26 protein-coding genes are annotated in these 26093 nt (G+C 66.0%); 9 read left to right on the top strand and 17 right to left on the bottom strand.

Going from position 1 to position 26093, the window contains the following annotated elements; genetic code table 11:
• Positions 1–101: 101 nt before the first annotated feature.
• Entirely contained in the window at positions 102–1025 is a 924-nt protein-coding gene (locus ACQR1Y_RS20905; RefSeq protein WP_434879361.1) for a LysR family transcriptional regulator, read from the bottom strand.
• A 101-nt stretch (positions 1026–1126) separates the two neighbouring features.
• Between ACQR1Y_RS20905 and ACQR1Y_RS20900 the strand changes: the two genes are divergently transcribed.
• From ACQR1Y_RS20900 to ACQR1Y_RS20885, 4 genes are all read left to right on the top strand, one after another.
• Positions 1127–1468, top strand: a complete 342-nt coding sequence (locus tag ACQR1Y_RS20900; RefSeq protein WP_434879360.1) for a nuclear transport factor 2 family protein — start codon at positions 1127–1129, stop codon at positions 1466–1468.
• The gene (locus tag ACQR1Y_RS20895; RefSeq protein ID WP_434879359.1) at positions 1465–2253 is read left to right on the top strand and encodes an SDR family oxidoreductase; all 789 of its coding nucleotides are present in this window, start codon (positions 1465–1467) and stop codon (positions 2251–2253) included. The genes ACQR1Y_RS20900 and ACQR1Y_RS20895 overlap by 4 nt, the downstream gene beginning before the upstream one ends.
• 201 nt (positions 2254–2454) lie before the next feature.
• Positions 2455–3585: a sterol desaturase family protein gene (locus tag ACQR1Y_RS20890; RefSeq protein WP_434879358.1), complete on the top strand. Its 1131-nt coding sequence runs from the start codon at positions 2455–2457 to the stop codon at positions 3583–3585.
• A gap of 78 nt (positions 3586–3663) precedes the next feature.
• Entirely contained in the window at positions 3664–4485 is an 822-nt protein-coding gene (locus ACQR1Y_RS20885) for a hypothetical protein (protein ID WP_434879357.1), read from the top strand.
• A 36-nt stretch (positions 4486–4521) separates the two neighbouring features.
• Here the strand turns inward: ACQR1Y_RS20885 and ACQR1Y_RS20880 are convergent, their stop codons facing one another.
• Together ACQR1Y_RS20880 and ACQR1Y_RS20875 are read right to left on the bottom strand one after the other, a co-directional pair.
• Positions 4522–5346 (bottom strand): oxidoreductase, encoded by an 825-nt coding sequence (locus ACQR1Y_RS20880; RefSeq protein ID WP_434879356.1) that lies wholly within the window; start codon positions 5344–5346, stop codon positions 4522–4524.
• A gap of 44 nt (positions 5347–5390) precedes the next feature.
• Positions 5391–6377 carry an alcohol dehydrogenase catalytic domain-containing protein gene (locus ACQR1Y_RS20875; RefSeq protein ID WP_434879355.1) on the bottom strand — a complete coding sequence of 329 codons (987 nt, stop codon included), beginning with the start codon at positions 6375–6377 and terminating at the stop codon, positions 5391–5393.
• A gap of 129 nt (positions 6378–6506) precedes the next feature.
• On the opposite strand from ACQR1Y_RS20875, the gene ACQR1Y_RS20870 reads away from it, so the two are divergent.
• Positions 6507–7361, top strand: coding sequence for a LysR family transcriptional regulator (locus tag ACQR1Y_RS20870; protein ID WP_434879354.1), 855 nt, complete (start codon positions 6507–6509; stop codon positions 7359–7361).
• A gap of 28 nt (positions 7362–7389) precedes the next feature.
• Here the strand turns inward: ACQR1Y_RS20870 and ACQR1Y_RS20865 are convergent, their stop codons facing one another.
• Positions 7390–7722 carry a hypothetical protein gene (locus tag ACQR1Y_RS20865; RefSeq protein WP_434879353.1) on the bottom strand — a complete coding sequence of 111 codons (333 nt, stop codon included), beginning with the start codon at positions 7720–7722 and terminating at the stop codon, positions 7390–7392.
• Complete coding sequence (locus ACQR1Y_RS20860; protein ID WP_434894313.1) at positions 7706–9097, bottom strand: serine hydrolase; 1392 nt, start codon at positions 9095–9097, stop codon at positions 7706–7708. Before ACQR1Y_RS20860 ends, ACQR1Y_RS20865 begins: the two co-directional genes overlap by 17 nt.
• A gap of 229 nt (positions 9098–9326) precedes the next feature.
• Here ACQR1Y_RS20860 and ACQR1Y_RS20855 point away from each other — a divergent pair, with 229 nt between their 5' ends.
• Complete coding sequence (locus ACQR1Y_RS20855) at positions 9327–10715, top strand: penicillin-binding protein activator (protein WP_434879412.1); 1389 nt, start codon at positions 9327–9329, stop codon at positions 10713–10715.
• Between the two features lie 227 nt (positions 10716–10942).
• On the opposite strand, the gene ACQR1Y_RS20850 is transcribed toward ACQR1Y_RS20855, so the two are convergent.
• Entirely contained in the window at positions 10943–11431 is a 489-nt protein-coding gene (locus ACQR1Y_RS20850; RefSeq protein ID WP_434879351.1) for a hypothetical protein, read from the bottom strand.
• Positions 11432–11835: 404 nt separating this feature from the next.
• A complete protein-coding gene (locus ACQR1Y_RS20845) occupies positions 11836–11997 on the bottom strand; it encodes a hypothetical protein (RefSeq protein WP_434861540.1) in 162 nt (53 codons plus the stop codon).
• 200 nt (positions 11998–12197) lie between these two features.
• On the opposite strand from ACQR1Y_RS20845, the gene ACQR1Y_RS20840 reads away from it, so the two are divergent.
• Positions 12198–13097 (top strand): NAD-dependent epimerase/dehydratase family protein, encoded by a 900-nt coding sequence (locus tag ACQR1Y_RS20840; protein ID WP_434879350.1) that lies wholly within the window; start codon positions 12198–12200, stop codon positions 13095–13097.
• 153 nt (positions 13098–13250) lie between these two features.
• Here ACQR1Y_RS20840 and ACQR1Y_RS20835 read toward each other — a convergent pair whose 3' ends face one another.
• The 6 genes from ACQR1Y_RS20835 to ACQR1Y_RS20810 form a co-directional block, all read right to left on the bottom strand.
• The gene (locus tag ACQR1Y_RS20835; protein WP_434879349.1) at positions 13251–14030 is read right to left on the bottom strand and encodes an ABC transporter permease; all 780 of its coding nucleotides are present in this window, start codon (positions 14028–14030) and stop codon (positions 13251–13253) included.
• The gene (locus ACQR1Y_RS20830; protein ID WP_434879411.1) at positions 14027–15136 is read right to left on the bottom strand and encodes an ABC transporter permease; all 1110 of its coding nucleotides are present in this window, start codon (positions 15134–15136) and stop codon (positions 14027–14029) included. The genes ACQR1Y_RS20835 and ACQR1Y_RS20830 overlap by 4 nt, the downstream gene beginning before the upstream one ends.
• 35 nt (positions 15137–15171) lie before the next feature.
• Positions 15172–16266: an ABC transporter ATP-binding protein gene (locus tag ACQR1Y_RS20825; RefSeq protein WP_434879348.1), complete on the bottom strand. Its 1095-nt coding sequence runs from the start codon at positions 16264–16266 to the stop codon at positions 15172–15174.
• A 119-nt stretch (positions 16267–16385) separates the two neighbouring features.
• Positions 16386–17501, bottom strand: coding sequence for an ABC transporter substrate-binding protein (locus ACQR1Y_RS20820; RefSeq protein ID WP_434879347.1), 1116 nt, complete (start codon positions 17499–17501; stop codon positions 16386–16388).
• 240 nt (positions 17502–17741) lie between these two features.
• Positions 17742–17972: a helix-turn-helix domain-containing protein gene (locus ACQR1Y_RS20815; protein WP_172113245.1), complete on the bottom strand. Its 231-nt coding sequence runs from the start codon at positions 17970–17972 to the stop codon at positions 17742–17744.
• Positions 17973–17982: 10 nt separating this feature from the next.
• Positions 17983–18558 (bottom strand): DUF2975 domain-containing protein, encoded by a 576-nt coding sequence (locus ACQR1Y_RS20810; protein WP_434861535.1) that lies wholly within the window; start codon positions 18556–18558, stop codon positions 17983–17985.
• Positions 18559–18822: 264 nt separating this feature from the next.
• On the opposite strand from ACQR1Y_RS20810, the gene ACQR1Y_RS20805 reads away from it, so the two are divergent.
• A complete protein-coding gene (locus tag ACQR1Y_RS20805; protein ID WP_434861534.1) occupies positions 18823–19203 on the top strand; it encodes a chlorophyllide reductase in 381 nt (126 codons plus the stop codon).
• A gap of 97 nt (positions 19204–19300) precedes the next feature.
• Here ACQR1Y_RS20805 and ACQR1Y_RS20800 read toward each other — a convergent pair whose 3' ends face one another.
• Positions 19301–19735, bottom strand: coding sequence for a winged helix-turn-helix transcriptional regulator (locus tag ACQR1Y_RS20800; protein WP_434861533.1), 435 nt, complete (start codon positions 19733–19735; stop codon positions 19301–19303).
• 143 nt (positions 19736–19878) lie between these two features.
• Between ACQR1Y_RS20800 and ACQR1Y_RS20795 the strand changes: the two genes are divergently transcribed.
• Positions 19879–20766, top strand: coding sequence for an SDR family oxidoreductase (locus tag ACQR1Y_RS20795; RefSeq protein ID WP_434879346.1), 888 nt, complete (start codon positions 19879–19881; stop codon positions 20764–20766).
• Between the two features lie 39 nt (positions 20767–20805).
• Here the strand turns inward: ACQR1Y_RS20795 and ACQR1Y_RS20790 are convergent, their stop codons facing one another.
• From ACQR1Y_RS20790 to ACQR1Y_RS20780, 3 genes are all read right to left on the bottom strand, one after another.
• Positions 20806–21012, bottom strand: coding sequence for a hypothetical protein (locus ACQR1Y_RS20790; RefSeq protein WP_434879345.1), 207 nt, complete (start codon positions 21010–21012; stop codon positions 20806–20808).
• 250 nt (positions 21013–21262) lie between these two features.
• Positions 21263–24445, bottom strand: a complete 3183-nt coding sequence (locus ACQR1Y_RS20785; RefSeq protein ID WP_434879344.1) for an efflux RND transporter permease subunit — start codon at positions 24443–24445, stop codon at positions 21263–21265.
• Between the two features lie 272 nt (positions 24446–24717).
• Positions 24718–25950, bottom strand: coding sequence for an efflux RND transporter periplasmic adaptor subunit (locus ACQR1Y_RS20780; protein WP_434879343.1), 1233 nt, complete (start codon positions 25948–25950; stop codon positions 24718–24720).
• Between the last annotated feature and the right edge of the window lie 143 nt (positions 25951–26093).

Genomic DNA, 26093 nt, shown 5'->3' with positions numbered 1-26093 from the left:
ATTCGGGCGGCCGGAGTCCGACAGCCTTCACATGACCGGCCTTGAACTACGGCGCTCGAACGTCCGTAGCTGGCCATTCCGATGCAATGGACGGCGTCAGGTCATGCTGGCTCCACTTTGCGTCGCGCGAAGTCAACGAACGCCTTGAAAGCGGCGGTCGGGTTGCGGCGGCTCGGATAATAGAGGCTCAGCGGCGACAGAAGGGGCGTCCAATCCTCGAGCACGCGCACGAGGCGGCCTGCCTCAATGTCGTCTCGCACGTCGGACTCCATCGCGAGGGTGAGACCGACGGACGCGAGGGCCGCGGTGCGCGCGAGGCTCGCTTCGTCGAGCGTGATGGGGCCCTCGACGTCGATATGGACCGATTGTCCGTTCTTTTCGAACGGCCAGCGGTAGATCGCGCCATCGGGAAGCCGGACGCGGAGACAGCAATGCGTGGCGAGATCCTGGGGGATTAGCGGCGTCCCGTGCGCTTTCAAATAGCCCGGTGTCCCGACCACGACATTGCGCCGCGGGCCGCCCAATCGGAGTGCGATCATGTCGGCCGGCACCAGGTCCGAGCTGCGGACGCCGAGGTCGAAGCCGCCCGCGACGATGTCCACCAGGCGCCCCTCCGTGACCACGTCGATGTGGACCTGGGGATGGACGCGCAGGAACGGCAGGACGAGCGACGTGAAGATCTCCCGCGCCGCTGTCGGAAAGGCGTTGATGCGTAACGTGCCGGAAGGGGTGGCCCGTTGAGAGCGCGCAACCTCCATCGCCTCGTGAATGTCCTGCACGGCCGGAGCGACTTGCGCGACGAACCGCTCGCCGGCCTCCGTCAACGACACACTTCGCGTCGTCCGGTTGAAGAGCCGTACGCCGAGCGTGCGCTCCAGCTTTCCGACCGCGTTGCTGAGCGCGGTCGTCGAAACCCCGAGCTCGAGCGCAGCCGTGCGAAACTTGCCCCGGCGCGCGACCATGAGAACCGCGTCGAGTTCCGTCAGGCTGCTTTGCACATTGTCCCTCTTTTCGTGATGAGGCATCCCGAATTGTCCTGATTATCGCAAGACCTGTCCAGCGCTATGTCGGACGGACTCCACGCGCAGCCGCCCCGGCTGCGAGTGCAGCAAGCAGGACAAGACCAATGACGCTCGAACTTCCATCTCCCATTGCCGCGTATGTGGCCGCGAACGCCCGTCTCGATGTCGAGGGCATGTTGAGCCCCTTCACGCCCGACGCGGTCATTTTTGCTGATGGAGGCCGTCACGAGGGCCACGCCGGAATGCGGGCCCTGTTCGAAGCAGCGGTGATCCCGGTCAAGGCGATCTTCACGCCGGATGCCGTTCGCCACGAGAATTTCCAGGGGAGTGGTCAGGTCGTGGTCGAAGGTCCTGCCCATGGCGACTTCGAGGGCAGCCCGATCCGCTTCACCTACCGCTTCACCCTCGACAACGACGCCATCAAGGCCTTGGAGATCACGGCATGACCATCACGGCTGATCCGACCGAGTTCGCGGGACAGCGCGTGCTCATCAGCGGCGGCACCAAGGGCCTCGGACGCGCCACCGTCGACCGCTTTCTCGCCGGCGGCGCCCGGGTGATCACCGCCGCGCGCGGAGAGCTGGAGCCCATCAATGGCGTCGAATTCGTCCAGGCGGACCTGACGACGGCTGAGGGCGCGGCAAGCCTGGCCACAGCGGCGGTCGAGCGTCTGGGCGGCGTCGACATCCTGGCCCATGTGCTCGGAGGCTCGGCCACGCCGGGCGGCGGCTTCGTCGCCCTGACGGATGATCATTGGCTGTCCGAGCTCAACTTGAACCTCCTGGCCACAGTGCGCCTCGACCGGCTGCTGATTCCGCAGATGATCGAGCGGGGTAGCGGCGCGGTGGTGCACGTCACCTCGATCCAGTCGGTCCTGCCGCTTCCCGACGCAACCACCGCCTATGCCAGCGCGAAGGCCGCGCTCAGGACCTACAGCAAGTCCATCTCCAAGGAGCTGGGTCCCAAGGGCGTGAGGGTCAACGTCGTGTCTCCCGGCTGGATCATGACCCAGGGCGCCGATGTATTCCTCGAGCGCATCCGAGAAGCCAACGGTGGCACTCTCGAGGACGCGCGCCAGCTGGTGCTGGCCGGCCTGGGTGGCATCTCCATCGGGCGCGGCGCCGAACCCTGTGAGGTCGCCGACCTCATCGCCTACTTGGCCTCGGATCGCGCCGCCTCGATCCACGGCGCCGAGTTCGTCATCGACGGCGGGACCGTCCCGACCGTGTGATCGAAGCGACTCGTTCACGCTTGGCCGAACTGGCCGAGCGTGGACGGTCATGCCAGGGCAAGGCGGCTTCCGACCAGGCGGACTTTGACTTCCGGTAATTTTAACCGTCATCGGCTATCGACGTACCCTGGCCATGGGGCTCAATGAAACGTTCGCGCGCTCGTTCTAGCGCGTCAAAAATCTTTGTTGGGGAGACGGTCGATGGCTCAACTCAGTTCCAGGCCGCGCATTGGCGAGGGGCGCATCGGCAGTTCGCTCTGCGCCGCGATCGGCGTGCTCAGCGTCGCTGCGGTGCTGTGCCTGCGCTACCCCGCCTTTCTGACGACGCCCGAGCTGCGCGTGCATTACGACGTCGAGCTGCTCCGCCTGACGCTGGCGGTCGCCATGGTCGCCGGAGCCTGGCTCGGCGTCGTCGGGATCGTGCTGGGCGGCCCGCGGGTGAGCGCGGCGATCGGGCTCAGCGGGCTGTTCCTCGCCACCCTGCTCGGCGGGCCCTATGTGCCGACGCCGGATTTTCAGCAGCCGCGCGTCTATCTCGGCCTCGACTGGCTGGTGCTCGATCTCTTCTTTACGGGGGCGGCCTTCGTGCTGCTCGAATGGGTCTTCCCACGGGTGCGGCCGGAGCAGGGGCCGCTCAGCCCCGGCTGGAAGCTCGATCTCGCTTACTTCGGCGTCAACCATTTGCTGATCGGCGTCTTCCTGGTGATCTCGACCCATTTCGCCCATGACGCGTTCGCCTGGGCGATCAGCCCGTCCTTGCAGGCGCATGTCGTGGCGCTGCCGGCGATCGTCCGCTTTGTGCTGGTGATCCTGGCGGCCGATGCCGTCGAATACGTCACCCACCGCGCCTATCACGAGGTGCCGTGGCTGTGGCGGATCCATGCCGTGCATCATTCGCCCGAACACATGGACTGGCTGTCGGGATCGCGCCTGCATTTCCTCGAGCCATTGGCGACGCGGGCTCTGGTGCTGGTGCCGATCGTCCTGCTCGGCTTCCCGCAGGACACGATCTTCGCCTATCTGATCTTCATCTCCGTGCAGTCGGTGCTGATCCATTCCAACATCAAGATGGATGTCGGCTGGCTGCGCTACGTGATCGTCACGCCGCAATTCCACCACTGGCACCACGCATCGGACGCCGAGGCGCTCGACAAGAACTACGCGGCGCATACCCCGCTGTTCGACATGCTCGGTGGAACGTGGCATCTGCCCAGGGATCGCTGGCCGGTCAACTACGGCACGGTGAAGCCGATCCCCGGCGGCATGTTCGGGCAGTTCATGCACCCCTTCGTCGGGCCGGTGAAGGAATTCCTCGAACACCGGGATCCATGAAGCGGCGTGGATCGCTGGTCCTACTCTGGCAACGTCCCAGACGCAGACGGGCGAACCATATGAAGTTCAGAGGCGGGGATGGCACCGATGGTTCAGACGGCGCTCTGGATGTGCGTCTTCATCCTGATCTCGATGCTTCGTTCTGCGGACGCCTGCGCCCAGGAGCCGGCGGTCGATCGCGAGAGATACTACGACGCCGTGAATCACTGCCGCCATGCGGGACAGGCTCCGATGAGCCTCAGCCCGGACAAGCGCGTGCTCTGCTTCGACGGCGTGCTTGCCGAGAATATGGATGTCTCGTCGGCGAAGGATCTCCATGATGGGGGATTGTTCGTCGTGCGAAGTTTCGGAGGACATACAATTCCCGCGGTCACGCTGTCCGACATCGTCCGCGATCGTCGTGCCACGGTGGTGGTCTACGACCACTGCCTGTCGGCGTGCGCGCAATTCCTTCTTGTGGCGTCGGACAAGACCTATATCCTCAAGGACACGCTCGTCGCCTGGCACTATCCGCAGGGCCTCGAGCTATGCACGTATCTTGAAGCACCGCGGGACGGTGAGCCGAAGAAAGTGCAGCGTGGTCCGTGTCGGCAGGGCGGCGAACACGGCTTTACATATGAGCGGACGTTCACGGAGTTTTTCAAGGACCGCGCCGTCAAGCCGCCGCTCTCGCTTCCCACCGACAGTCTCTATGTGCGACGGATCGTCCGAAATCTCTACGCCGAAAGTGGCGTCTTTCGCGACGTCATGTGGACGCTTCATCCACGATATTATCCAAGCTTGTTCAAGACGAAGATCACCTACGAGGCCTATCCGGAAAGCCAGGACGAGGTCGACGACATGGTGAAGCGGCTCGGGCTCAGCGCCGGCCGCTCCGTGAAGGTCATCTACGATCCATGACATCCGCTCCCGATCGAGGTTGATTGCCGGCTGCGCTCAGAAGCTGGTCGAGAGCGAAACCTTGCGCCACCGCGCGATGATGGCGGCATCGGAGGCGTGCTTCGCCTCGATCGCCGCGACGGTGTCGGCCCCGAGCGGCAGCCGCACCGGCGGGTCGGGCTCGTCGGCGAAGTCGACGAGCACCCGCGCGAGCTTGTCGGGATCGCCGGGCTGGGCGCCGTTGACGGCGCCTGCGTTCGCCCGGACCCGTCCGACCGTCGCGCTGTAGTCGGGGATCTCGAGACGGCTGACCTTCAGCGACGAGGCGTCCATGAAGTCGGTGCGGAAATAGCCCGGCTCGATCGCCGTGACATGGATGCCGAGCGGCGCAAGCTCGGCGCGTAGCGCCTCCGACAGCGCCTCGACCGCGAACTTGGTTGCGCCATAGACACCGAAGCCGGCCGAGCCGCGATAGCCGCCGATCGAGGAGATGTTGAGGATGCGGCCCGAGCGCGCCTTGCGCATGTGAGGAAGCACCGCGCGGGTGACGGCGAGCAGGCCGAACACGTTGGTGCGGAAGACGGCCTCGATCTCGTCCTGGCTTGCTTCCTCGACCGCGCCCATCAGGCCGAAGCCGGCGTTGTTGAGGAGCATGTCGATCTTGCCGAAGCGGTCGACCGCCGCCTGCGCCGCCGCGACCGCCTCGCTCTCTTTGGTGACGTCGAGCGCGAGCGGCAGGAGGTTGGGATGCGTACCTATGCGATCGACGATCGCCTTGGGATTGCGCGCCGTCGCCACGACGGCGTCGCCTCTCGCCAACGCCTGCTGCGCGACCAGCGCGCCGAAGCCGCGCGAGGCACCCGTGATGAACCAGACTCTCATCGGATAACTCCTTGATGCATGTGAGGCTTGGGGAGCGCGCCGGCTCACGCCGCCGCGATGTCGATGGCGATCTTGCCGGCGCTGCCCGTCCTGAGCGCGTCATAGGCTGCGCCGACGTCCTCGAGCGCGAACCGGCGCGGGTCGAGCAGCGGCGTGAGCTTGCCGGATTCCACCAGCTGAGCGGCCTGTTCGAGGATTTCGCCGTGATGCCGCCGTCCCTTGCCGTCGAGCAGCGGCAGCAGCGTGAACACGCCGGAATAGGTGCCTCCCTTGAACGAGAGCGGCGCCAGCGGATGTGTGCCCCAGCCCAGCGACGAGGTGACGTGGCCGAACCGCGCGACCGCGGCGAAAGCCACATCGAGCGCGCCGACCGTGTCGTAGACGACGTCGAAGCCGTGGCCAGCCGTGATGCGACTGACGGCGTCGGCGATCGGCTCGTTGCGGTCGATGAAGACAGCGCCGAGGCGCTCGATCACCGGCTGGCTCTCGGGATTTCCCGTCGCGAAGACCGTGGCGCCGAAGGCGAGGCCGAGCTGGACGACGATGTGGCCGACGCCGCCGGCGCCGCCGAGTACGAGCAGGCTCTGTCCCGGCCGGATGCCGACGCGATCGACCAGGCCTTCCCAGGCCGTGATCGTCACCAGCGGCAGCACGGCCGCCTCGCGCATGCTGAGGTTCGCCGGCTTGGCCGCGAGCAGATCCGCGTCGGCGCTGACATATTCGGCGAGCGTGCCGGGGTGGCCGCCGACACCCCCGACCATGCCGTAGACCTCGTCGCCCGGGCGAAACCGGGTGACGCCTTCGCCGATGGCTTCGACCGTTCCGGCCATGTCCAGGCCGAGGATGGCGGGAGCCGGGTGCCTCGCATGCGCCGCCTGGCCGGCGTGGATCTTGGTGTCGAGCGGGTTGGTCCCCGCCGCGGCGATGCGGACGAGGACTTCGCCGCGGCCCGGCGCGGGGCTGCTGATCGCGGTGACGCGCAGCGGCGAGCCGGTTTCGTGGAGAATGGCAGCCTTCATCGAGATGGTCATGGCGACCTCCTGCTGTGATGAAGGCATCATCGGCGCTCGCAGTCTGAATGGACATCATCGAATTCGTATGTAATTCATTCAGTTCTGAATGGGGCGCTGTCCGTCGCGTCCCTGTCCGAAAGGTCTTGCATGGAGTGGAGCGACCTGCGGATCTTCCTCGCCATCGCGCGCGAGGGCACGCTCGGCGCGGCCGCGCGCCGGCTCGGCCTGTCGCAGCCGACCATGGGACGCCGCCTCGCGGCGCTCGAAGCGGCCGTGAGCCAGACGCTGTTTCAGCGCACGGCCGAAGGCTTCGTGCTGACTCACGAAGGCACGGCGGTGCTGGCGCATGCCGAGCGGATGGAGGAGGAGGCGCTCGCGTTCGAGCGGCGCCTGGCGGGCGCGCAGGCGCAGCTCGACGGTTTCCTCAGGGTCTCATCGTCGGACTGGTTCGGCCGCCTGATGCTGACGCCGGTGCTGGCCGAATTCGGCCGGCTGCACCCGCGCGTCTGTGTCGAACTTCTGACCGACGCGCGGCTGTACAGTCTTCCCCGCCGCGAGGCTGATCTCGTGTTTCGCATCCGCGCGTTCGATGAGCCGGAGGTGATCTCGCGGCGGCTGCTGCACATTCCCTACGCCGTGTACGGTCCCATGGATGGCCCGCGGCGCGTGAAGGGCGATGGCCAGGGGATCAGGGTCGTCACCATGGACACGGCATTCGCCGACATGCCCGACGCGCGCTGGCTCGCCAAGCGATTGCCGAAGGCCGAGGTCGCGATGCGCAGCAACAACCGCGACGTTCAGGCCATGCTCTGTGCGCAAGGCGCGGGCCTCGCCGTGCTGCCCCGGCCGCTCGGCGATGCGACGCCGGGCCTTCGGCCCGTCGACGTCGGCGAGCAGCCGCCGGGACGCGACACCTATGTCGGCTATCACCGCGACCTGCGCCGGCTGGCGCGGCTGCGCGCGCTGCTCGATCTCGTGATCTCGAAGCTGGCCTTGGTGTGAGGCGCCATAGAAACCGCGACAGGCCCGATCAGGATGACCGCGCGGAGCCCTGGCCCTTGCGGCCGAGGTCGAGGAGCATGTGGAGTTCATTGAGATAGCGATCGCCCACATTGAATGCTTTCGGCTGCACGCCGAAGACGGCGCTCTCATAGAGCAGCCGCGTGGGCTCGTTGCCACCGACGACCGTCAGCTGGACGAGTTCGATGCGTGAACGCGCTACATCCAGCAAGGCGCGGCGCTTGGGTGACGAATGACAATGTCGGACCTCATCAGGAACGTGCTCTGTGATCTCTAGGGCGCCACTGGCCGTCTGGTGAGCTCTGCCACCGGCGCGCTGGTCGGGGCTATGGCTTGCGTTCACCGCGCATGTCCTGGCCGTTCTGATGAAGAACGAGGTGCGTGATCTGCCCGGATGAAGCGGTGAAGAACTCCAACGGGGCATCGACCGGCTTGACGAAGAAGCGGCTTGGCGCCTCCGCGAACAGCTCGATCTTGCCCTGGCCCGTCGCCTGCGACATCAGCTTGCCGCCTTCCAGCGTGATGGTGACCGCGAAGGTCGGCGTCAGCTGATAGACGCCGGCATAGGTCGCGAGCAGGGCGGGATCGACCGCGATGCTGCTGCGGACGATCGGATGCAGATCCGGCCAGCCATAGACATGGGCGATGCTGCGCAGGATCTCGCCGGCCAGCAACTGGCCGCCTTGCGCATTGGTCATGACGATCGCGCCCTCGCCGCGCTGCTGATAGCCGACGAGAATGGCTTCGAAGCCGGCGTCGATGCCGCTATGCGAGAAGAACGGGTCGTCAGGGGAGCCGCCGATCGGCAGACCGAGCGCGTGCCGGCCGAGGCCGGGGGTGAGCATCTCGCGGGTCATTTCGGCCGACAGCACATGGTTGGCATCGCCGCGCAGCGAGCGCTGGACCTCGATCACATAGCGGGCGAGGTCGGTCGGTGTGCTCCAAAGCCCAGCCGCTGCCATTTCCGGATAGGTGTGAAAACCGCCCGGGATCGGCGTGCCGTTGGCCCGGTAGGGCGTGGCGGCGCCGGAGCGCAGCGCCACCGGCAAGGGCTGCTCATAGGTGCTGCTGCGCATGCCGATCGGTCCCAGCACGGTGTCCTGCATGAGTTGGGGGAAGGACTGCCGAGAGATACCCTCGAGCAGCAGTTGCGCGATGGTGTAGCCGCCGCCGGAATATTTCCAACGGCTTCCCGGGGGCGCCTCGATGCGGACAGGCGCGGTGTTGGCGGGCGGCTCTCCATTCAGGATCTGCACCAGCGATGGCAGCGCCGCGCCGGCGGCGTAGCCGGGAAATCCATGGACCGTGAGTCCAGCCGTGTGGCTGAGCAATTGGCGCAGGGTGACGGCTCCGGGGGCTGCCGTGTTTGCCGGGAGCTTCCAGGAGGTCAGAGCGTGGTTGACGTCGGCATCGAGCGCCAATCGGCCTTGCTCGACGAGACGAAGCGCCGCCATCGCGGCGACAGGCTTACTGATGCTGCCGGCCTGGAACAGCGTCTCAGCGGTGACGGCGCGGCCGCCGACCTCCGCAACACCGAACCCCTGCGCCCATTCGATGGCGCCGTCGTGGATGACGGCGATGCTGACGCCCGGCACATGGCTGGCGGCCATGCGATCCTGCAGCCGCTGGCAGATGTGGGGATCGTCCTTCTCCACCACCTTGGTCATGAGACAGGCGCAGACGGCATCAATCTTTTGCTGGATGTCGGGCGCGGGCATGGTCTGGGCCGCCGTCGGTGTTGTCTGAGGCAACAGCGCAGCGAGGCACGCCGCCGCGGCGAAAATGCGAAATCGCTCCGCACTCATAGGTCGTCCCTTGCAGCCGGACTTCCAAACAAGTTAGCTCGATCCAGCAAGGAAGAGAAGCGAGCATCGGCGTACTCATGTCCGGACGATGATCTCTCTCCTGGATCGAGAGACGAACAGAGGCGAGAATAGCTTGAAGACCGTGTTGTCATTGCGCACGCCCAAATGGCTGCTTTGGGCAGACTTGATGGCGCTCTGGATTTGCGTCTTCATTTTTGGCTTCGATGCTTCGTTCATCAGAGGCGTGAGGCCGATCCAGAAAGGCAGGACGAGGTCGACGCATGCTGAAACGGCTGGGGCTTGGTTCGGGGCGCTCTGTCAAGGTCATCTACGATCCCATGACATCCGACGCCGGGACGAATGGGGTGAGGTCGGTCGGTCCTCGATGGAGACGGTGGTGATGGCGCTTTCCCGTACGAGATCCCTGTCCTGGCGGATGATCGTGATGATCGCCGCGGCCGCGCTGGCCGGGAGTCCTGGAGCGGCATCGGCTGCGTCAGCCGAAGGCCTCCAGGTGAAGGTGGCTCTCGTGCTCCCGATCTCCGCCAGCGGCGAATTGGGGAAGTCGGCACGTGCGATCAGGCAAGGTTTCGAGATGGCGGTCGCCGAGTGGCAGGAGTTCGGGATCGCCGTCCTGGTCGAGGATGATGGCGGCGATCCGGATCGTTCCGAGCGCGCGCTGCGGCGCGTCCTCGACCTCGGAGCAAGACTGATCGTTGGCCCGCAGCTCCCGGGCGCCGTCGGCAAGGTCTCCGAGACGGCCGTGGGCGCGGGCGTGCCGGTGATCTGCCTCACGGCCGAGCCCATCGTCGCGGCGCCGAATCTGTTCCGCCTGGATGTCGATCAGGATCATATGGCTGACGCAATGATCGCGTTCAGCCGCTCGCGCGGACTCGAATCCTTCGGCGCCTTGTTGCCGGATGCGAAGGCCGGACGGCGGGTCGAAGACGCGCTGCGCAAGTCCGTCGCCGATCGCGGAAGCAGCCTCATCGTCGAGCGTTACCCGGCTGGCGGTGAACCGCCGCGGGACGCCCTGCGGAAGCTTGCGGATGCGTCGGTGGGCGCGGTGTTTCTTTACGACGACCTGGGGAATGTCGGGCGGATTGCGCGCATGGTCAAAGCGGACGGCGGCGATCTGGCCAAGGCTCAATTCGTCGGAACGGTGAACTGGGCCAGCTACACCAATCTCAGCGAACCGGCGCTGGATGGCGGCTGGTTCGTATCGCCCGAGCTTCGCGGACTCGGCGCATTCGAGAACCGATACACCGAGCGGTTCGGTGAAGCGCCGACCGCCATGTCCTATCTCGCCTATGATGCGGGGTCACTTGCCGTCGCGCTGTTCAGGGAGCACGGCCCGCGAGGAATTGACGTGACGACCATATCCCAGCCGTCCGGCTTCTTCGGCGTGATGGGCCTGTTTCGTTTCCGCCGCGATGGAAGCACCGAGCGCGGGTTCGGCGTGTTTCGCGTCGACACGGCGCACGGGCCTCAGGTGCTGTCCCCGCCTCCGACGAAGTTCGAGAGCGAATGATGCGAGATCATTGCGCGGCCGGACAGGCCGCTCGATGCGTGTGCTCGGCTCGCCACCAGGCGGCTGGGATCAAGCGGCTGGGATCGCTTGGGCCGGGTTGATGCGATCAGGACGGCGCATCCTGAGGCACCCATACGCCGTGCCGGCCCACGTCATCCGTCGAACAAGGCGCATGTCGCCGGCCCACGCCAAGCGCGGGCCGGCGACGATGTGTTTATCGAACCGCGTCAGCGGGTGGACTTCAACCGCTTGATTTCGGCGACCTTGAACTTGTTGCCGACCTGCAGGCTGCTGCAGTGCCACCAGATCTTGTTGCGGTCCCAGCCCAGGAAGGCCTTGGTCTGCTGGCAATCCGAGTAGTGGGCGTAGGTGAGCGTGTCCGAGCACTTGCCGTCGAACGGCACCGATTCCTGACCCGACAGGCTGCAGCCGATCCAGGGCTGGTTGCCGGACTTGAAGCTGGTCTCACAGCCGCCGTTGCAGCTGCTGGCGGCGCGCTCCAGCTTGGTGATCCTGTCCAGGACTTCGTTGCTCGTCGTCGAGGGCGTCTGGCCCGACGCCGCCGCGCGGGCGGTTGATCGGTGGGTCGAGGCCGCCCGGTGCGATGTCGCCGTGCCTGCCGCCTCGGTCGGTCGAGATGGCTTGGCCGCCGTCTTCGGGGCGTCGACGGTGACGCCAGGCAGCGTCGGGGCGGGGCCCGCTACGGGCTGAGCCACGGCCGTGCCACATAGCAAAATCGCTGCAAACAGCGCGACGGCTGACGGAGTAACGCTCGACGACAGTTTCATGACCACGTCCTTTCCCGGGACGGCCAGGCCGCCCCAAATGCGTCCAACTAACCACACTGAGTTACCTATCAGAAAGCTAAGAACCTGGCTACTGATGAGTGAAAAGAATCTTGTGTCGGTTTTGCGAAGGACGCTGGCCGGCGCCTATTGCACGCGCGGTCAATGAGGAGGATCGCCCCCGCGGGCTGTATCGCGGCCGCGTCCAGCCATCTGCTGGGATGGCCAGCTTGGACCTGGAGCTGCCGCGTTTGATCTGCCGACTTTGATCTGCCGGCTTGGAGCTCCCGGCTTGGAGCTGATGAGTTCGGCGCTCACCCTGCAGGCGATAACGGTCAGAACAGCGCGGGGCTCAGATCGAGCCCGTAGGTCAGCGTCAATATCCAGACAAAAACGACCGCTGCACCGAACAACGTCAAATGTCTCAGCAGCGTGTTGTGCGTCCCCTGGGATTGCTCGGAAAATGCCTTCGAAATCACTCTGGCCAGAGTCGTCATTTGCGACCTCCACCTCGGCCTTGCTTTGAATACGTCGGTTCACGCCTGGAAAAGTTCAGCATCGCACGGTGTTGACGAAGGCCCGGTTGCCGTCATGGCCCGAAGCCGGCCGCGAGACCTGGGCAAGTTCCTATGGAGCCGGGCGGGGCAATGCTGTTAAGGACAGGCGCGTTCACGCACCTCACGAGGATGAAAAGACGATGACAACAAAGCGCGTGGTGTTCACCGGAGGAACCGGCAAGGCGGGACGGCATGTGCTGCCGCATCTTCAGGCCAAGGGTTATGAGTTGCTCAACGTTGACCTCAAGCCGTTCGATCATCCCGGCATCAACACCCTGATCGCCGATCTCACCGACAGCGGCCAGGCCTTCAATGCGCTGACCAGCCATTACGGCTTCGGCGGCTTCAACGCCGGCCGGCCGGCGCAGGCGCCGGATGCCGTGGTGCATTTCGCCGCGATCCCGCGGGTGCTGATCGAGCCCGACAACGAGACCTTCCGGGTCAACACGATCTCGACCTACAATGTGATCGAGGCGGCGGCCAAGCTCGGCGTGCGCAAGATCATCATCGCCTCGAGCGAGACCACCTATGGCGTCTGCTTCGCCGAGGGCGACAAGGACTTCCACAGCTTTCCGCTCGAGGAGGATTACGACATCGACCCGATGGATTCCTACGGGCTGTCGAAGGTCGTGAACGAGAAGACCGCGCGGGCGTTTGCGATGCGCTACGGCATCGACATTTATTGCTTGCGGATCGGCAACGTCATCGAGCCGCATGAATACGACATGTTCCCGCGCTTCCTCGCCGACCCGCCGTCACGCAAGCGCAATGCGTGGTCCTACATCGACGCGCGCGACCTCGGCGAGATCGTGCATCTGGCGATCGCCAAGGACGGGCTCGGCTTCCAGGTGTTCAATGCGGTGAATGACACGGTCACGGCCAACATGCCGACCCGCGAGCTGCTGCAGCGCTATTGCCCCGGCGTGCCGGTGACGCGCGAGCTCGGCGAGCGCGAAGCGCCGCTGTCGAACCGCAAGACGCGGGAGGTGCTCGGGTTCAAGGAAGAGCACGACTGGCGGAAGTATGTGAAGGCGGGGTAGGGCACTCAATCGCGAGATATGCTCGACTCTCTCCACAACGTCATGGCCGGGCTTGTCCCGGCCATCCACGTCGGGCCTCGCGGAAGGACGTGGATGCCCGGGACAAGCCCGGGCATGACGAGTAACCCAATTGCCTCACGTGCACGCCGCGCGTTACGCCATCCGCCGCCGGATCGCCAGCATCGCGAGCGACAGTACGATCGTGCCGACGATGAACACCGCGGCGGCCGAGACGATCGCCGGGCTGATGTTCTCGCGGATCGTGGCGAACATCTGCCGGGCGAGGGTGCGCTGGTTGGGGCCGGCGACGAACAGGGTCAGCACGACCTCGTCGAGCGAGGTCGCGAAGGCGAACAGCGCGCCGGAGATGATGCCGGGGAGCGCAATCGGCAGGGTCACCGAGAACAGCACGGTCGGCGGCGCGGCGCCGAGGCTGGCCGCGGCCTGCTCCAGCCGGATGTCGACGCCCTGCAAAGCCGAGGAGACGTTGACGAGCACGAACGGCACCGCCACCACGGTGTGGGCGATGATGACGCCGAGATAGGTGTTGGTGAGACCGTAACGCGCGAACATCAGCTGCATGCCGACGCCGAGCACCACGGCGGGCACGACCATCGGCAGCAGGAACACCGTGCGCAACGTCGAGACCAGCAGCGATGCGCGCTTGCCACGCAGGCCGAGCGCGGCGAGGGTGCCGAGCAGGGTGGCGAGCACCGTCGTGCCGGCGCCGATCAGGAGGCTGTTGACGATCGAAAGCCGCCAGGAGTCCGCGGTGACGAGCTCCTTGAACCAGCGTGTCGAGTAGCCGGGGATTGGATAGTTCAGGAACACGCTGTCGGTGAGCGACAGCGGCAGCACGGCGACCAGCGGCCCGAGCAGGAAAATCACGACGAGCGCCGCGAACACGAGCTTGAGGATCGGCAGCGGCTTCATGCGCGCTGCTCCTCGACCGTCAGGCGCATATAGATGGCGTAGAGCAGGATGGTCATCGCCAGCAACACCAGGCCGAGCGCGCCGGCCATGCCCCAGTTCGCAGCACCAGTCGCGTAATAGGCGATCACGGACGAGATCATCTGGTCGTTGGCGCCGCCGATCAGCGCGGGCGTGATGTAGTAGCCGAGGGCTGCCATGAACACGAGCAGCGCGCCGGACACGACGCCGCGCATCGACAGCGGCAGCAGCACGTGGAAGAAGGCGCGCAGCGGATGCGCGCCGAGCGAGGCCGCCGCCGGCATCAGATTGCGCGGGATCGATATCAGCACGCTGAAGATCGGCAGCACCATGAACGGCAGCAGCACATGGGTCATCGCGATGACCACGCCGAGCCGGTTGAACATCAGCGGCACCGGCGCCGAGGTCAGGCCAAGTCCTTTCAAGGTCGCGTTGATCAGGCCGTTGTCCTGCAGCACGACATACCAGGCCGCGGTACGCACCAGAAGCGAGGTCCACAGCGGCAGCAGCACGGCGCCGAGCAGCACCTGCCGGCGCCATCCTTCGACCGAGGCTGCGACCATCGCATAGGGCAGGCCGATCAGGATGCAGGCCAGCGTCACCAGCGCCGAAGTGATGAAGGTCCGGATCATGATCAGCCGGTTGGCCGAGGCGCCCTCGGGCATTGCCGCGATGTTGCCGGATGCATTGCGTTCGAGATCGACGGCCGCGAGCAGGTTCTTGTCGGTCCAGGGCGAGGCGACGGCCTCGGCGATCGTCACCCACCAGGACGTCTCGCTCCAGCGTGAATCGATCGCGGCGAGATCAGTTGCGCCGCTGCCGTCGAGCGCGCGGCGGGTCTTGCCGAGCAGGCTGCGGAAGCCGGATTGCGCGCTGTTGAGGCGGCGGACGAGATCGCCGAACTGCTCGTCGTTTTTCAGCGCACGGATGTCGTCAGCGAACGCCGCCTGCGCGGAACCGGGCGGGGCGCCCTTGCGATCCCAGCCGGACAGCGCTTTCGCCGTGCGCGGCAGCGCCCCGGTCGCGACGGGATCGGACACCGCCGACTTCATCATCGTCACCAGCGGCACGACGAAGAACGACAGCATGAACGCCAGCAGCGGCGCGAGCAGCAGGGCCGCCTTCAGGCGGTGGCCGAGGTCTGGTCGCATGATCCCACCACCCAGACATCCGACGCCGCAAAGGACAGCGCGACGTCGCGGCCGACCTCCGCCGCCTCGCTCATGCGATCGCCCTTGATGATCAGCCGCTGCTCGCCGACGGAGGCGACGAGACGCATGTGATCGCCGAAATACACGGCGTCGAGGATGCGCGCGGTGACGCGGTTCGCGGTCGCCGCGGCATGATCATTGATCCGGATCGCCTCGGGCCGGATCGAAACCCGCACCTTGCCGCCGTCGATGCGTGCGGCGGCGGCATGCGCCGACAGCGTGAGCCCGCCGTCCGTCGTCAGCCGGACCGTTTCGCCGGCCTGCTCCTCCACCTTGCACGACAGCAGATTGGTCTCGCCGATGAACTCGGCGACGAACGGCGTGCGCGGGAGCTCGTAGATCTCGCGGGGCGGGCCGATCTGCTCGATCCTGCCGTGGTTGAACACGGCGATGCGGTCGGACATCGTCAGCGCCTCGTCCTGGTCGTGGGTGACGAACACGATGGTGAGGCCGAGCCGGCGGTGCAGGTCGCGGATGTCGAGCTGCATCTGCTCGCGCAGCTTCTTGTCGAGCGCACCGAGCGGCTCGTCCATCAGCACCACCTGCGGCTCGAACACCAGCGCGCGCGCCAGCGCGACGCGCTGCTGCTGGCCGCCGGACAATTGCGCCGGCTTGCGCTCGGCCATCGCCGACAGCTTGACCATGTCGAGCACGCGCGCGACGCGCGTCGCGATCTCGGCCTTCGGCGCGTTGCGCATCTTCAAGGGAAAGGCGATGTTGTCGCGCACGCTCATATGCGGAAACAGCGCGTAGTTCTGGAACACCACGCCCATGTTGCGCTTGTGCGGCGGCAGCCCGTCGACCCTGACGCCATCGACCGCGATCGTGCCGCTGGTCGCCTGCTCGAAGCCGGCGAGCATCATCAAGAGCGTGGTCTTGCCGGAGCCGGAGGGGCCGAGCAGGGCGATGAACTCGCCTCTCGCGATGTCGAGATCGAGATGGTCGACGACGGTCAGCGGGCCGAAGCGCTTGACCACCTGCCGGAACGAAATGAAGGGGCTGTCCATGAACGCTGGCTTTCGGCGCCGATCACGCCGGTACGCTTGCACGTGAGGCGGACGCACGATGCGAGGATCGCGCGTCCGAGGTATTCGGCGCAGTTAGCGCGCCAGCCAGGCTGGCGAAGTTAGCGCGCCAGCCAGGCGTTGAAGCGCTTCGACAGCTCTTCCGAATTGTCGGTCCAGAAGCCGACGTCGAGCGCGATCGCCTGCTTGAGATTGTCTGGCGTGGTCGGCAGCTCCGCGGCGTACTTCTCCGGCACCAGCTTGGCGGCGGCGATGTTCGGCAGGCCGTAGGCGATGTATTCCGGCAGCTTGGCCTGGTTCTCCGCCTGGCTTGCGAATGCGATGAAGTTCATCGCGGCGTCCTTGTTCGGCGAGCCCTTCAGCACCACCCAGCTGTCGACGGCGTAGATGCTGCCCGGGAAGACGAAGCCGAAATGCTTGCCCTCGGTGCGGTTGATGGCGGTGATGCGGCCGTTATAGACCGAGGTCATCGCGACCTGGCCCGATGACAGCAGTTGAAGCGGCTGCGCGCCGGCCTCCCACCAGACGATGTCGGCTTTGAGCGCATCGAGCTTCTTGAAGGCGCGCTCGACGCCCTCCTTGGTCTTCAGCACCTTGTAGACGTCGGCCGCCGGCACGCCATCGGCCATCAGCGCAAATTCGAGCGTGTACTTGGCGCCCTTGCGCAGGCCGCGCTTGCCCGGAAACTTCTTGGTGTCCCAGAAATCCGCCCAGGTCTTCGGCCCATCCTTGATCTTGTCGCCGTCGAACGCCATGCCCGTGGACCAGACGATGGCGCCGACGCCGCAATCGCTGACGCCGGCCGGGATGAAGCCGTCCTTGCCGCCGAGCTTGCTCCAGTCGATCTTCTCATAGATGCCGTCGCTGCAGCCGAGCTCCAACTCCTCGGCTTCGACCTGCACCGCATCCCAGTTCGGCACGCCGGCCTTCACCTTGGCCTGTAGCACGCCATAGCCACCGTCCCAGCTCTCGTCGAGCACGGTGGCGCCGAGCTTGGCGGCGAACGGCTGGAAATAGATCTTGCGCTGCGCGTCCTGATAGTTGCCGCCCCACGACACCACGGTGAGATCGCGCGCCTGCGCCGAGGCGATCACGCCGAGCAACGCGGCTGCAGCCACCAGCGCCGTCTTCGACACGGTTGCAACTGCGCCTCTGGCCCTCCGATCCGTCGTGTTCGACACCATTGCCGTCGTGGAGGTGGTCCGCAGAAAAAGCATGCTCGATGATCCCAGGCGCTTGAAAGGTTCAAAAAAGCTATCGGCTCGACCAAGCCGTGGCAAGCGCGAGTTTTGATCGTCACATGATGCTATTTTGGCGTTCATGCACTGCATCAGCGGCGTTGCGGCGACGCGCGGGCGTGCCGACCTCTCGTGACAGGCCGCCGCGCGGCGGCCCGTCCGCTTCGCGCGAGTGCGGGTCCGGCCGTCGTGATCAGCAGCGCTGTCGCGGCTGTGGTGTCACCCGATGTCCGTCTCGGCCGACGGCGCCTCCTCATATCTCAGGAGGTCTCCGGGTTGGCAGCCCAGAAACCGGCAGATCCGCTCGAGGGTCTCGAAGCGCACACCCTTCACCTTGCCCTGCTTGAGAAGGGAGAGGTTGGCCTCGGTGATCCCGACATATTCAGCGAGGTCTTTGGACTTCACATTGCGTTCGGCGAGCATCACGCCCAGCCGCACTCGGATCGGCATGTCCTGTCCTTCAGACGAACTGATTGTTTTCGTCGGCGATCTCCAGCGCCTCGGTCATCACCCAGGCGATGACCGCGACCGTCCCTGCGAAGATCAGAGCTAGCAGCGTGTCCGATCCCATGCTCAGCGCGAGGGTCTTCGGTCCCGCCGGCTGTTGCAGGCTCAGGACGACGGACAGCGCCGCAGCAGCGAGTGGCTTCAACAGGGCTGATGCTGCGACAGCGATCGCGAATGCCCGGAGCTGTCGGATCGAGTCCCGCGAGAAGATGCGGCCGGCGGCGAAGGCGTCGAAGCAACGACGTCCGCTCAGCAAGCCCCAGATCAGCGTGCCCAGCGGGATCATGGCGATGGCGAACGCGAGCGCGCGCGTGGACGGGTCGATCTCGGTCACCGGAGCATGCGGAATTCCGGCCTGGCTGAACAGCGTGTGTGTCGGCGTCACGGCCCAATAGATTGCCATGGCCGCGGCAAGCAGAGCGGATGTCGCGAGGCAGCCCGCCGACATCAATCGGCTGAGCCGCCGAATGCGATCGCCGCGCCTGTCGTGCGCGGCCGTCGTGCCGAAAGTCTCTGCTGTCTGCGTCATGGTCGAACGGCTCCGCTGTTGATGGGTCTCTCGACGATCTGGCCATAGGGTGATCCAAAAATTATTGTTTGACAATAATTTATTTTCGCACGACAGATCGGTCCTCCGCTCGACTGCGGCTCTGCGCGACGGGTCTCACCCTCCCCTGGAGGGGGAGGTCGATCGCGGGCGACACTCCAAGCTGCGCGTGCGGAATCGGGAACGTGCGCGAGGCTGCCAGATGCGATTCCGAAGAAACACATTGTCTCACTCAGGAGCCATTTCATGTCTCGTTGCCTGGCCAAACTGACCCTCACGGTCGCCGTCTTCGCGTCAGCTATCGCGGCGACGTCGCCATCCAGCGCCGCGTCGTCCACCTCCCAAGGCCTGATATCGGTCGCCCAGGTGATTCAGATGCTGGAGAAGGCGCCGACCGACCGCACGGCCCAGCAGGTTCTCACCGCCTACCTTGCCGGTGTCGGCGAGGCCGCCGGCGCAGTCGCCAGCATGGGGCGCGCGACCTGCCGGACATCGTTGAACTTGAGTGCCGCGCAGGCCGGTCAGGCGCTGAGCTCCGCTGCCGCAGCGCCCGATGCGGCGCAAACACCGGCAACGCCCTTGATCGTCAGGGACATGCTCGATCGCGCAGGATGCAAGCGGCCGTGAGCCGTTCCGGCGCCGCAGTACGAGCACCAACGCCGATCGTCCGCATCCATGTCGTCACGTCGCGCCGTGACGCGGCTGTCTGGCGCCATGCCGTCGATTAGTCCGACGCGATGCTCTCGTCGAAGCGTTGCCGCGAGGCCTTGATCGCGGCGTGATGCTGCTCGGCCCAGCCGATCAGGTGTGACATCGGCCCGAGCAGGCTCCGGCCGATGTCGGTGAGGCTGTATTCGACGCTGGGCGGCACCGTCGGCAGCACGCGGCGGGCGATCAACCCGTCGCGTTGCAGGTCGCGCAAAGTCTGCGTCAGCATCCGCTGCGAGATGTCGCTGATCTCGCGCCGCAGCTCGCCGAAGCGGTGGGGCCGCCAGCCCAGCACGGCCAGGATGAGCAGGCTCCATTTGTCGCCGATCTGATTGATCACCGTGCGGATCGGACAATCGTCGATCGAGGCGAACTTCGCCTTCCAGCGGCCGGGATCATTGTCGCATGCGCCTTCAGCCGCGATCGTGCCGGGAGGGGCAGTTCCCTTCATGTGCCTATCTCCCAGAAAACTGCCTTCTTTCGGCGGGTCATCGTGGTTCCTAATGTAGTGCTGGTCTCGAAACGAGACTTTAAGGCGACTGCGGCCGAAAGCCAACGTCTTGCCCATCCAGCCCCTCGTAACGAAGGTTAACGATGTCTCAATCCGTTCTCGTCTCCGGCGCCGCCGGGCAGCTCGGCCGCGCCGTGATCCGCCACCTGCTGACCACGCTCGGTGTGCCGGCCTCCCGCATCATCGCCACCACCCGCAAGCCGGAGCAGTTGCAGGCATTGGCGGCGCAAGGCGTCCAGGTCCGCTGCGCCGATTTCGACGATGCAGGCTCGCTTGTCGCGACGTTCGCCGGGGCGGAGCGGATGCTGCTGATCAGCACCGATGCGCTCGACCGGCCGGGCCGTCGGCTGCAGCAGCACAAGAACGCGATCGCGGCAGCCGAGCAGGCCGGCGTCAGCCACGTCATCTACACGTCCATGCCGAAGCCGGAGGGCTCGCCGATCCTGCTCGCGCCGGACCACGCGTTGACCGAGGCCGCTCTCAAAGACAGCCGGCTCGCCGGCTGGACCGTGCTGCGCAATCACTGGTACTTCGAAAATCTGATGAGCTCGTCGCCGCAGATCCTCGGTTCGGGCCGCTGGTTCACGGCGGACCAGGGTGGCGCGAGCGCGGACATCGCGCGCGACGATCTCGCGCGCGCGGCGGCGACGGTTCTCGCCGGCAGCGCCGGCGGCAAGCAGGTCTTCACGCTGAGTGGTGGGGAGGCGCTGACCAAGGCGCAAAAGGCGCAGATCATCTCGGCCGCGGTGGGCAAGCCGATCGAGGTGGTGCAGGTGCCCCTCGAAGGTCTCATTCAGGGCATGGTCGGCGCCGGACTGCCGCGACCGCTGGCGGAGGTGTTCGCGTCGTTCGAGCCGAATACGGCTCAGGGGCTGGTCGCCGAGGTGACGGGCGATTATCAGACGATCACCGGCGTTGCGCCGCAGAGCTTTGCCGATTGGGTCGAGAAGACCAAGCCTGCGCTCACATGAGGCCTGGCGTGGCGGGCATGGCCCGCCACACGGTCGCCATCAGACGCCGTCGGCGCCTGAGCAGCATGGCGCGGCGGACGGGTCACGTCCCTGGCGATCGACCACCAGCGCCAGCGTCGTCGGTGTCGTGCCCAAACGCTGAGGTGGAGCCGGGAGCCGGTGTGTGGCGCGGTGAACGCCGATGCGCTCGAAACCCTGCGCCGTCTTCATCAGCCGGGCTGCGACCAGGTGATTCAAAAAATCCATGTTGCAACTCCTTCGTCAAATGACCCGGCGGCCTGGTGCGGGACAGGCCGCCGGGTCGGCGCAACGTGCTGGAGTTGGCGTCCTCCATCTCGCTGCGCTGGTCTGTGATCCGGTTCACAGTTTTGCAGAATTGATCGTGCACCGGATCATCGGGGAAGCATGATGAGGACGCCGACTGTCACTTGCCTCTACGTGAGAAGAGACGATTGCGTTTCGCGGCGGACGACATCACGCCTGTTCACATCGGCGTTTACTCCGCGGGTTGGGCCGCCACGGTGCCGTGGCCGCCATGCTGGATGAGCGGCCTCATGCCGGTCAGTGTCCGCAGCAGGACGTAGAACACGGGCGTCAGGAACAGGCCGAACACGGTGACGCCGATCATGCCGGAGAACACCGCGACGCCCATTGCCCGCCGCATCTCCGAGCCCGCGCCGGTCGACAGCACCAGCGGCAGCACGCCCATGATGAAGGCCATCGACGTCATCAGGATCGGCCGCAGCCGGAGACGGCTGGCTTCGATCGCGGCGCGCAGCGGCGTGCGTCCGGCGAATTCGAGCTCGCGCGCGAATTCGACGATCAGGATCGCGTTCTTGGCGGAGAGGCCGACGAGCACGATCAGGCCGATCTGGGTGAAGATGTTGTTGTCGCCCTTCGAGATGTAGACGCCGGCCATCGCCGCCAGCAGCGCCATCGGAACGATCATCAGGATCGCCAGAGGGAGCGTCAGGCTCTCATAGAGCGCGGCCAGCACCAGGAACACCAAGAGGATCGCGAGCGGAAACACCCAGAGTCCGGAATTGCCGGCGATGAACTCCTGATAGGTCAGGTCGGTCCATTCGAAAGCAAATCCAGGAGGCAGCACCTCGGCCGCGATCTTCTCGGCCGCCGCCTGCGCCTGGCCCGACGAGAAGCCCGGCGCCGCCGCGGCGTTGATGTCCGACGACAGGAAGCCGTTGTAGCGGATCGCGCGCTCAGGACCGGCGCTCTGGCGGACGTTGAGCAGCGCCGACAGCGGCACCATCTCGCCCGTGGACGAACGGACCTTGAGCTGGCGAATATCGTCGGCCCGGGCGCGGAACGGCGCGTCGGCCTGCACGCGCACCGAGTAGGTGCGGCCGAACTTGTTGAAGTCGTTCACGTAGTACGAGCCGAGGTAGATCTGCAGCGTGTTGAAGACCTCCGTCACGGGAACGCCGAGCTGCAGCGCCTTAGTGCGATCGATGTCGGCGAACAGCTGCGGCACGTTGACCTGGAAGCTCGAAAACGCGCCGGCGATCTCCGGTGATTTCTGCAAGGCGCCCATGAAGGCGGTGGTGACGTCGTTCAAGGCTTCGTAGCCACGGCCGGCGCGGTCCTCGATCTGTAGCTTGAAGCCGCCGATCGTGCCCAGGCCGTTGACCGGCGGCGGCGGGAACATCGCGATGAAGGCGTCCTGGATGCCTGCGTATTTCTTGTTGAGCTCCAGCGCAATCGCGCCGCCCGACAGCGACGGATCCTTGCGCTCATCGAACGGCTTCAGCCCGGAGAACACGATGCCGGCATTGGAGGAGTTGGTAAAGCCGGAGATCGAGAGGCCGGGAAAGGCGATCGAGCTCTCGACACCGGGCTGCGTCAGCGCGATGTCGCTCATCTTGCGGATCACCTCCTCGGAGCGGTCGAGCGTGGCGCCGTCCGGCAGGCGGGCGAAGCCGACCAGGTATTGCTTGTCCTGGCCCGGCACGAAGCCGCCCGGCACCTGCTTGAACAGGACGGCGGTGGCGCCGATCAGCAGCACGTAGAGGATCATCACGGCGGCCTTGGCCGTGATCACCCTGGAGACGCTGCCGCTGTAATTGTCGGAGGCGCGGACGAAGGCGCGATTGAAGCCGCGGAAGAACCAGCCGAGCGACTTGTCGAGGATGCGGGTGAGGCGGTCCTTCGGGTCGTGATGGCCCTTGAGCAGCAGCGCCGACAGCGCCGGCGACAGGGTCAGCGAGTTCGCGGCCGAGATCACGGTGGAGATCGCAATCGTCAGCGCGAACTGCTTGTAGAACTGCCCGGTGAGGCCGGAGATGAAGGCCAGCGGCACGAACACGGCGACCAGCACCAGCGCGATCGCGATGATCGGGCCGGAGACTTCGCGCATCGCCTGATAGGTGGCGTCGCGCGGCGACAGCCCCGCTTCGATGTTGCGCTCGACGTTTTCGACCACGACGATGGCGTCGTCGACGACGATGCCGATCGCGAGCACCAGGCCGAACAGGCTGAGCGCGTTGATCGAGAAGCCGAACAGATGCATCACCGCGAAGGTGCCGACGATCGACACCGGCACCGCCAGCAGCGGGATGATCGAGGCGCGCCAGGTCTGCAGGAACAGGATGACGACGATCACGACCAGCACAATCGCCTCGAACAGCGTGTGCACGACGGCCTCGATCGAGGAGCGCACGAATTGCGTCGGGTCGTAGACGATGTGATACTCGACGCCTTCGGGCATCGTCTTCTTGATCTCGGCCATGGTGGCGCGGACGTTGTCGGAGATCTGCAGCGCGTTGGAGCCGGGCGCCTGGAAGATCGGGATCGCCACCGCCTGCTTGTTGTCGAGCAGCGAGCGCAGGCCGTATTCGGAGGCGCCGAGCTCGATGCGGGCGACGTCGCGCAGCCGCGTCACCTCGCCATGCGCGCCGGTCTTCACCACGATGTCGGCGAACTGGTCCTCGTTGGAGAGACGGCCCTCGGCATTGACCGAGAGCTGCAAATCGAGCCCCTTGACGTTCGGCGATGCGCCGACCACGCCGGCGGCGGCCTCGACGTTCTGCGCCTGGATCGCCTTGACTATGTCGGACGCGGACAGGCCGTGCTCGGCGGCCTTCTGCGGATCGACCCACACCCGCATCGAATAGTCGCCGGCGCCGAACAGCTGGACGTCGCCGACGCCGTCGATGCGCGCCAGCCGGTCCTTGACGTTGAGCACCGCGTAGTTGCGCAGATAGGTCGTGTCGTAGCGGCCGTTCGGCGAGTTCAGGTGCACGACCATGGTGAGGTCGGGCGAGCTCTTCTTGGTGATGACGCCGAGCTGCCGCACCACGGCCGGCAGCCGCGGCTCGGCCTGCTGCACCCGGTTCTGCACCAGCTGCGTCGCCTTGTCCGGATCGGTGCCGAGCTTGAAGGTGACCGTGAGCGTCATCGCGCCGTCGGTGGTCGCCTGGCTGCTCATATACAGCATGTTCTCGACGCCGTTGATCTGCTCCTCGATCGGCGTCGCTACCGTCTCGGCGATCACTTTCGGATTGGCGCCGGGATAGGTCGCGCGCACGACCACCGAGGGCGGCACGACGTCGGGATATTCCGAGATCGGCATCGAGAACAGCGCAATCAGGCCGCCGAGGAAAATGAGCGTCGACAGCACGCCTGCGAAGATCGGCCGGTCGATGAAGAATTTGGAGAGGTTCATGGGAGGCCCCGTGGTCGGGAGGTCAGCGTGTGGCTGACGTTGTTAGTTGTCTTGATCGGTCGGTCAGCGGGCTCGGTGTACCTCGCCCCGCCAGGGCGAAGCGAAGCTTCGCTAAGGCGGGGAGAGGTCGGATTGCATCGAAGATGCAATCCGGGTGAGGGGGGCCTTCAGCACGGTCGGTGGGTGTGGTGCCCCTCACCCCAACCCTCTCCCCGTGAAGAACGGGGAGAGGGAGCGCACTGCCCGTGGCGCGACGATATCGTCACCGACGATCAGCGCTGCGCCAGCTGCTTGTTGTCAGCCCCATCCCGCGCGCCCATCGCCGCAACCTGCGTCTTCAGCAGCGCGCCGGGGCGCACCCGCTGCAGGCCGTTGACGACCACGCGCTCGCCCGGCTTCAGCCCGGCCGAGATGATGCGCAGACCCTCGACGCTGCCGCCGAGCGTCACCGGCCGATACACCGCGCGCTCGTCGTCGCCGACGACCATGACGAACTTCTTGTCCTGGTCGGTGCCGATGGCGCGCTCGTCGAGCAGCACCAGGGACTGCTGCTGCGGCTGGCCCATGCGGACGCGGGCGAACTGGCCGGGGATCAGGGTGCCGGTCTCGTTCTTGAACACGGCGCGGACGCGGATGGTGCCGGTCTGGCCCTGGACCTGGTTGTCGATCAGCTGGATGTGGCCCGACGCGGTGATGCCGCCCGACGTCGTCATCTCCACCGGAATGCGGTCGAGATTGCCGCGCTTGCCGGAGGCGTCGGCCACGGCGGCCAGCGCCCGCAGCACGACATCCTCGGTGGCGTCGAAGCTCGCATAGATCGGATTGACAGAGACCAGGTTGGTCAGCACCGGCGAGGCCGAGCCGGCGGCGACGAGATTGCCGACGGTGACCTCGATGCGGCCGACGCGACCGTCAACCGGCGCGCGCACCTGCGTGTAGTCGAGATTGAGCTTGGCCGCCTGGAGTGCTGCTTCCGCCGCCTTGACGTTGGCGATCGCCTCGCGATTGCCGTTGTCGCGCTGGTCGAAGTCGCGCTTGGTGACGATCGAGCTGCCGACCAGTTGTGCGCCGCGCTCAAGCTCATTGGCGGCGAAGGAGGCGCGGGCACGCGCGGCTTCGAGCTGGGCCTGGGCGCGGTCGACCTCGGCGGCATAGGGCGCGGGGTCGATCTTGAACAGCACGTCGCCGGCCTTCACCAGGGAGCCCTCGGTGAAATTGGTGGCAAGGATGGCGCCGGCCACGCGCGGCCGGACCTCGACCCGCTCGACCGCTTCGAGCCGGCCGGAGAACTCGTCCCACAGGCTGGCCTTGCGCGGTTCGATGACGGAGACCGTCACGGGGACGGCCTGCTCCGGCGCAGCGGCGTGAGCCGCCTGCGGGACGGGGCTGAAATGGAAATACTGCGAACCGGCGTAAGAGCCGGCGGCGATCACCACGCCGGCGACGGCAACGGTGCTCAGCCACCGCTTCAGGCGGCTGGGGGAACTTGGTTCGGGCGAAGGCATTGTCGCGCTCCAGATTTGTAGTGCTCGCTACAAATGTGGCGCTGGCAACTCGTTCGCAAGAGACTTATGTAACGGATGCTACGAAAATCCTAGACGGAACTTTGGCGGCTGCGGCAGATCAAAGAAATGGCTAGGAATCGCAA

The sequence above is a fragment of the Bradyrhizobium sp. HKCCYLRH3099 genome (assembly GCF_051167855.1).
In the GTDB taxonomy this organism is placed as follows: Bacteria; Pseudomonadota; Alphaproteobacteria; order Rhizobiales; family Xanthobacteraceae; genus Bradyrhizobium.
The sequence above is the reverse complement of the archived record's forward strand: the minus strand, read 5'-3'. Positions and strand labels throughout refer to the sequence as shown.

Bases quoted from the DNA above. Each gene is read 5' to 3' on its own strand.
- ACQR1Y_RS20905 (WP_434879361.1), bottom strand. From the start codon at position 1,025: ATGCCTCATCACGAAAAGAGGGACAATGTGCAAAGCAGCCTGACGGAA.
- ACQR1Y_RS20900 (WP_434879360.1), top strand. From the start codon at position 1,127: ATGACGCTCGAACTTCCATCTCCCATTGCCGCGTATGTGGCCGCGAAC.
- ACQR1Y_RS20895 (WP_434879359.1), top strand. From the start codon at position 1,465: ATGACCATCACGGCTGATCCGACCGAGTTCGCGGGACAGCGCGTGCTC.
- ACQR1Y_RS20890 (WP_434879358.1), top strand. From the start codon at position 2,455: ATGGCTCAACTCAGTTCCAGGCCGCGCATTGGCGAGGGGCGCATCGGC.
- ACQR1Y_RS20885 (WP_434879357.1), top strand. From the start codon at position 3,664: ATGGCACCGATGGTTCAGACGGCGCTCTGGATGTGCGTCTTCATCCTG.
- ACQR1Y_RS20880 (WP_434879356.1), bottom strand. From the start codon at position 5,346: ATGAGAGTCTGGTTCATCACGGGTGCCTCGCGCGGCTTCGGCGCGCTG.
- ACQR1Y_RS20875 (WP_434879355.1), bottom strand. From the start codon at position 6,377: ATGACCATCTCGATGAAGGCTGCCATTCTCCACGAAACCGGCTCGCCG.
- ACQR1Y_RS20870 (WP_434879354.1), top strand. From the start codon at position 6,507: ATGGAGTGGAGCGACCTGCGGATCTTCCTCGCCATCGCGCGCGAGGGC.
- ACQR1Y_RS20860 (WP_434894313.1), bottom strand. From the start codon at position 9,097: ATGCCCGCGCCCGACATCCAGCAAAAGATTGATGCCGTCTGCGCCTGT.
- ACQR1Y_RS20845 (WP_434861540.1), bottom strand. From the start codon at position 11,997: ATGACGACTCTGGCCAGAGTGATTTCGAAGGCATTTTCCGAGCAATCC.
- ACQR1Y_RS20840 (WP_434879350.1), top strand. From the start codon at position 12,198: ATGACAACAAAGCGCGTGGTGTTCACCGGAGGAACCGGCAAGGCGGGA.
- ACQR1Y_RS20835 (WP_434879349.1), bottom strand. From the start codon at position 14,030: ATGAAGCCGCTGCCGATCCTCAAGCTCGTGTTCGCGGCGCTCGTCGTG.
- ACQR1Y_RS20830 (WP_434879411.1), bottom strand. From the start codon at position 15,136: ATGCTGTCGTTCTTCGTCGTGCCGCTGGTGACGATGATGAAGTCGGCG.
- ACQR1Y_RS20825 (WP_434879348.1), bottom strand. From the start codon at position 16,266: ATGGACAGCCCCTTCATTTCGTTCCGGCAGGTGGTCAAGCGCTTCGGC.
- ACQR1Y_RS20820 (WP_434879347.1), bottom strand. From the start codon at position 17,501: ATGCTTTTTCTGCGGACCACCTCCACGACGGCAATGGTGTCGAACACG.
- ACQR1Y_RS20815 (WP_172113245.1), bottom strand. From the start codon at position 17,972: ATGCCGATCCGAGTGCGGCTGGGCGTGATGCTCGCCGAACGCAATGTG.
- ACQR1Y_RS20810 (WP_434861535.1), bottom strand. From the start codon at position 18,558: ATGACGCAGACAGCAGAGACTTTCGGCACGACGGCCGCGCACGACAGG.
- ACQR1Y_RS20805 (WP_434861534.1), top strand. From the start codon at position 18,823: ATGTCTCGTTGCCTGGCCAAACTGACCCTCACGGTCGCCGTCTTCGCG.
- ACQR1Y_RS20800 (WP_434861533.1), bottom strand. From the start codon at position 19,735: ATGAAGGGAACTGCCCCTCCCGGCACGATCGCGGCTGAAGGCGCATGC.
- ACQR1Y_RS20795 (WP_434879346.1), top strand. From the start codon at position 19,879: ATGTCTCAATCCGTTCTCGTCTCCGGCGCCGCCGGGCAGCTCGGCCGC.
- ACQR1Y_RS20790 (WP_434879345.1), bottom strand. From the start codon at position 21,012: ATGGATTTTTTGAATCACCTGGTCGCAGCCCGGCTGATGAAGACGGCG.
- ACQR1Y_RS20785 (WP_434879344.1), bottom strand. From the start codon at position 24,445: ATGAACCTCTCCAAATTCTTCATCGACCGGCCGATCTTCGCAGGCGTG.
- ACQR1Y_RS20780 (WP_434879343.1), bottom strand. From the start codon at position 25,950: ATGCCTTCGCCCGAACCAAGTTCCCCCAGCCGCCTGAAGCGGTGGCTG.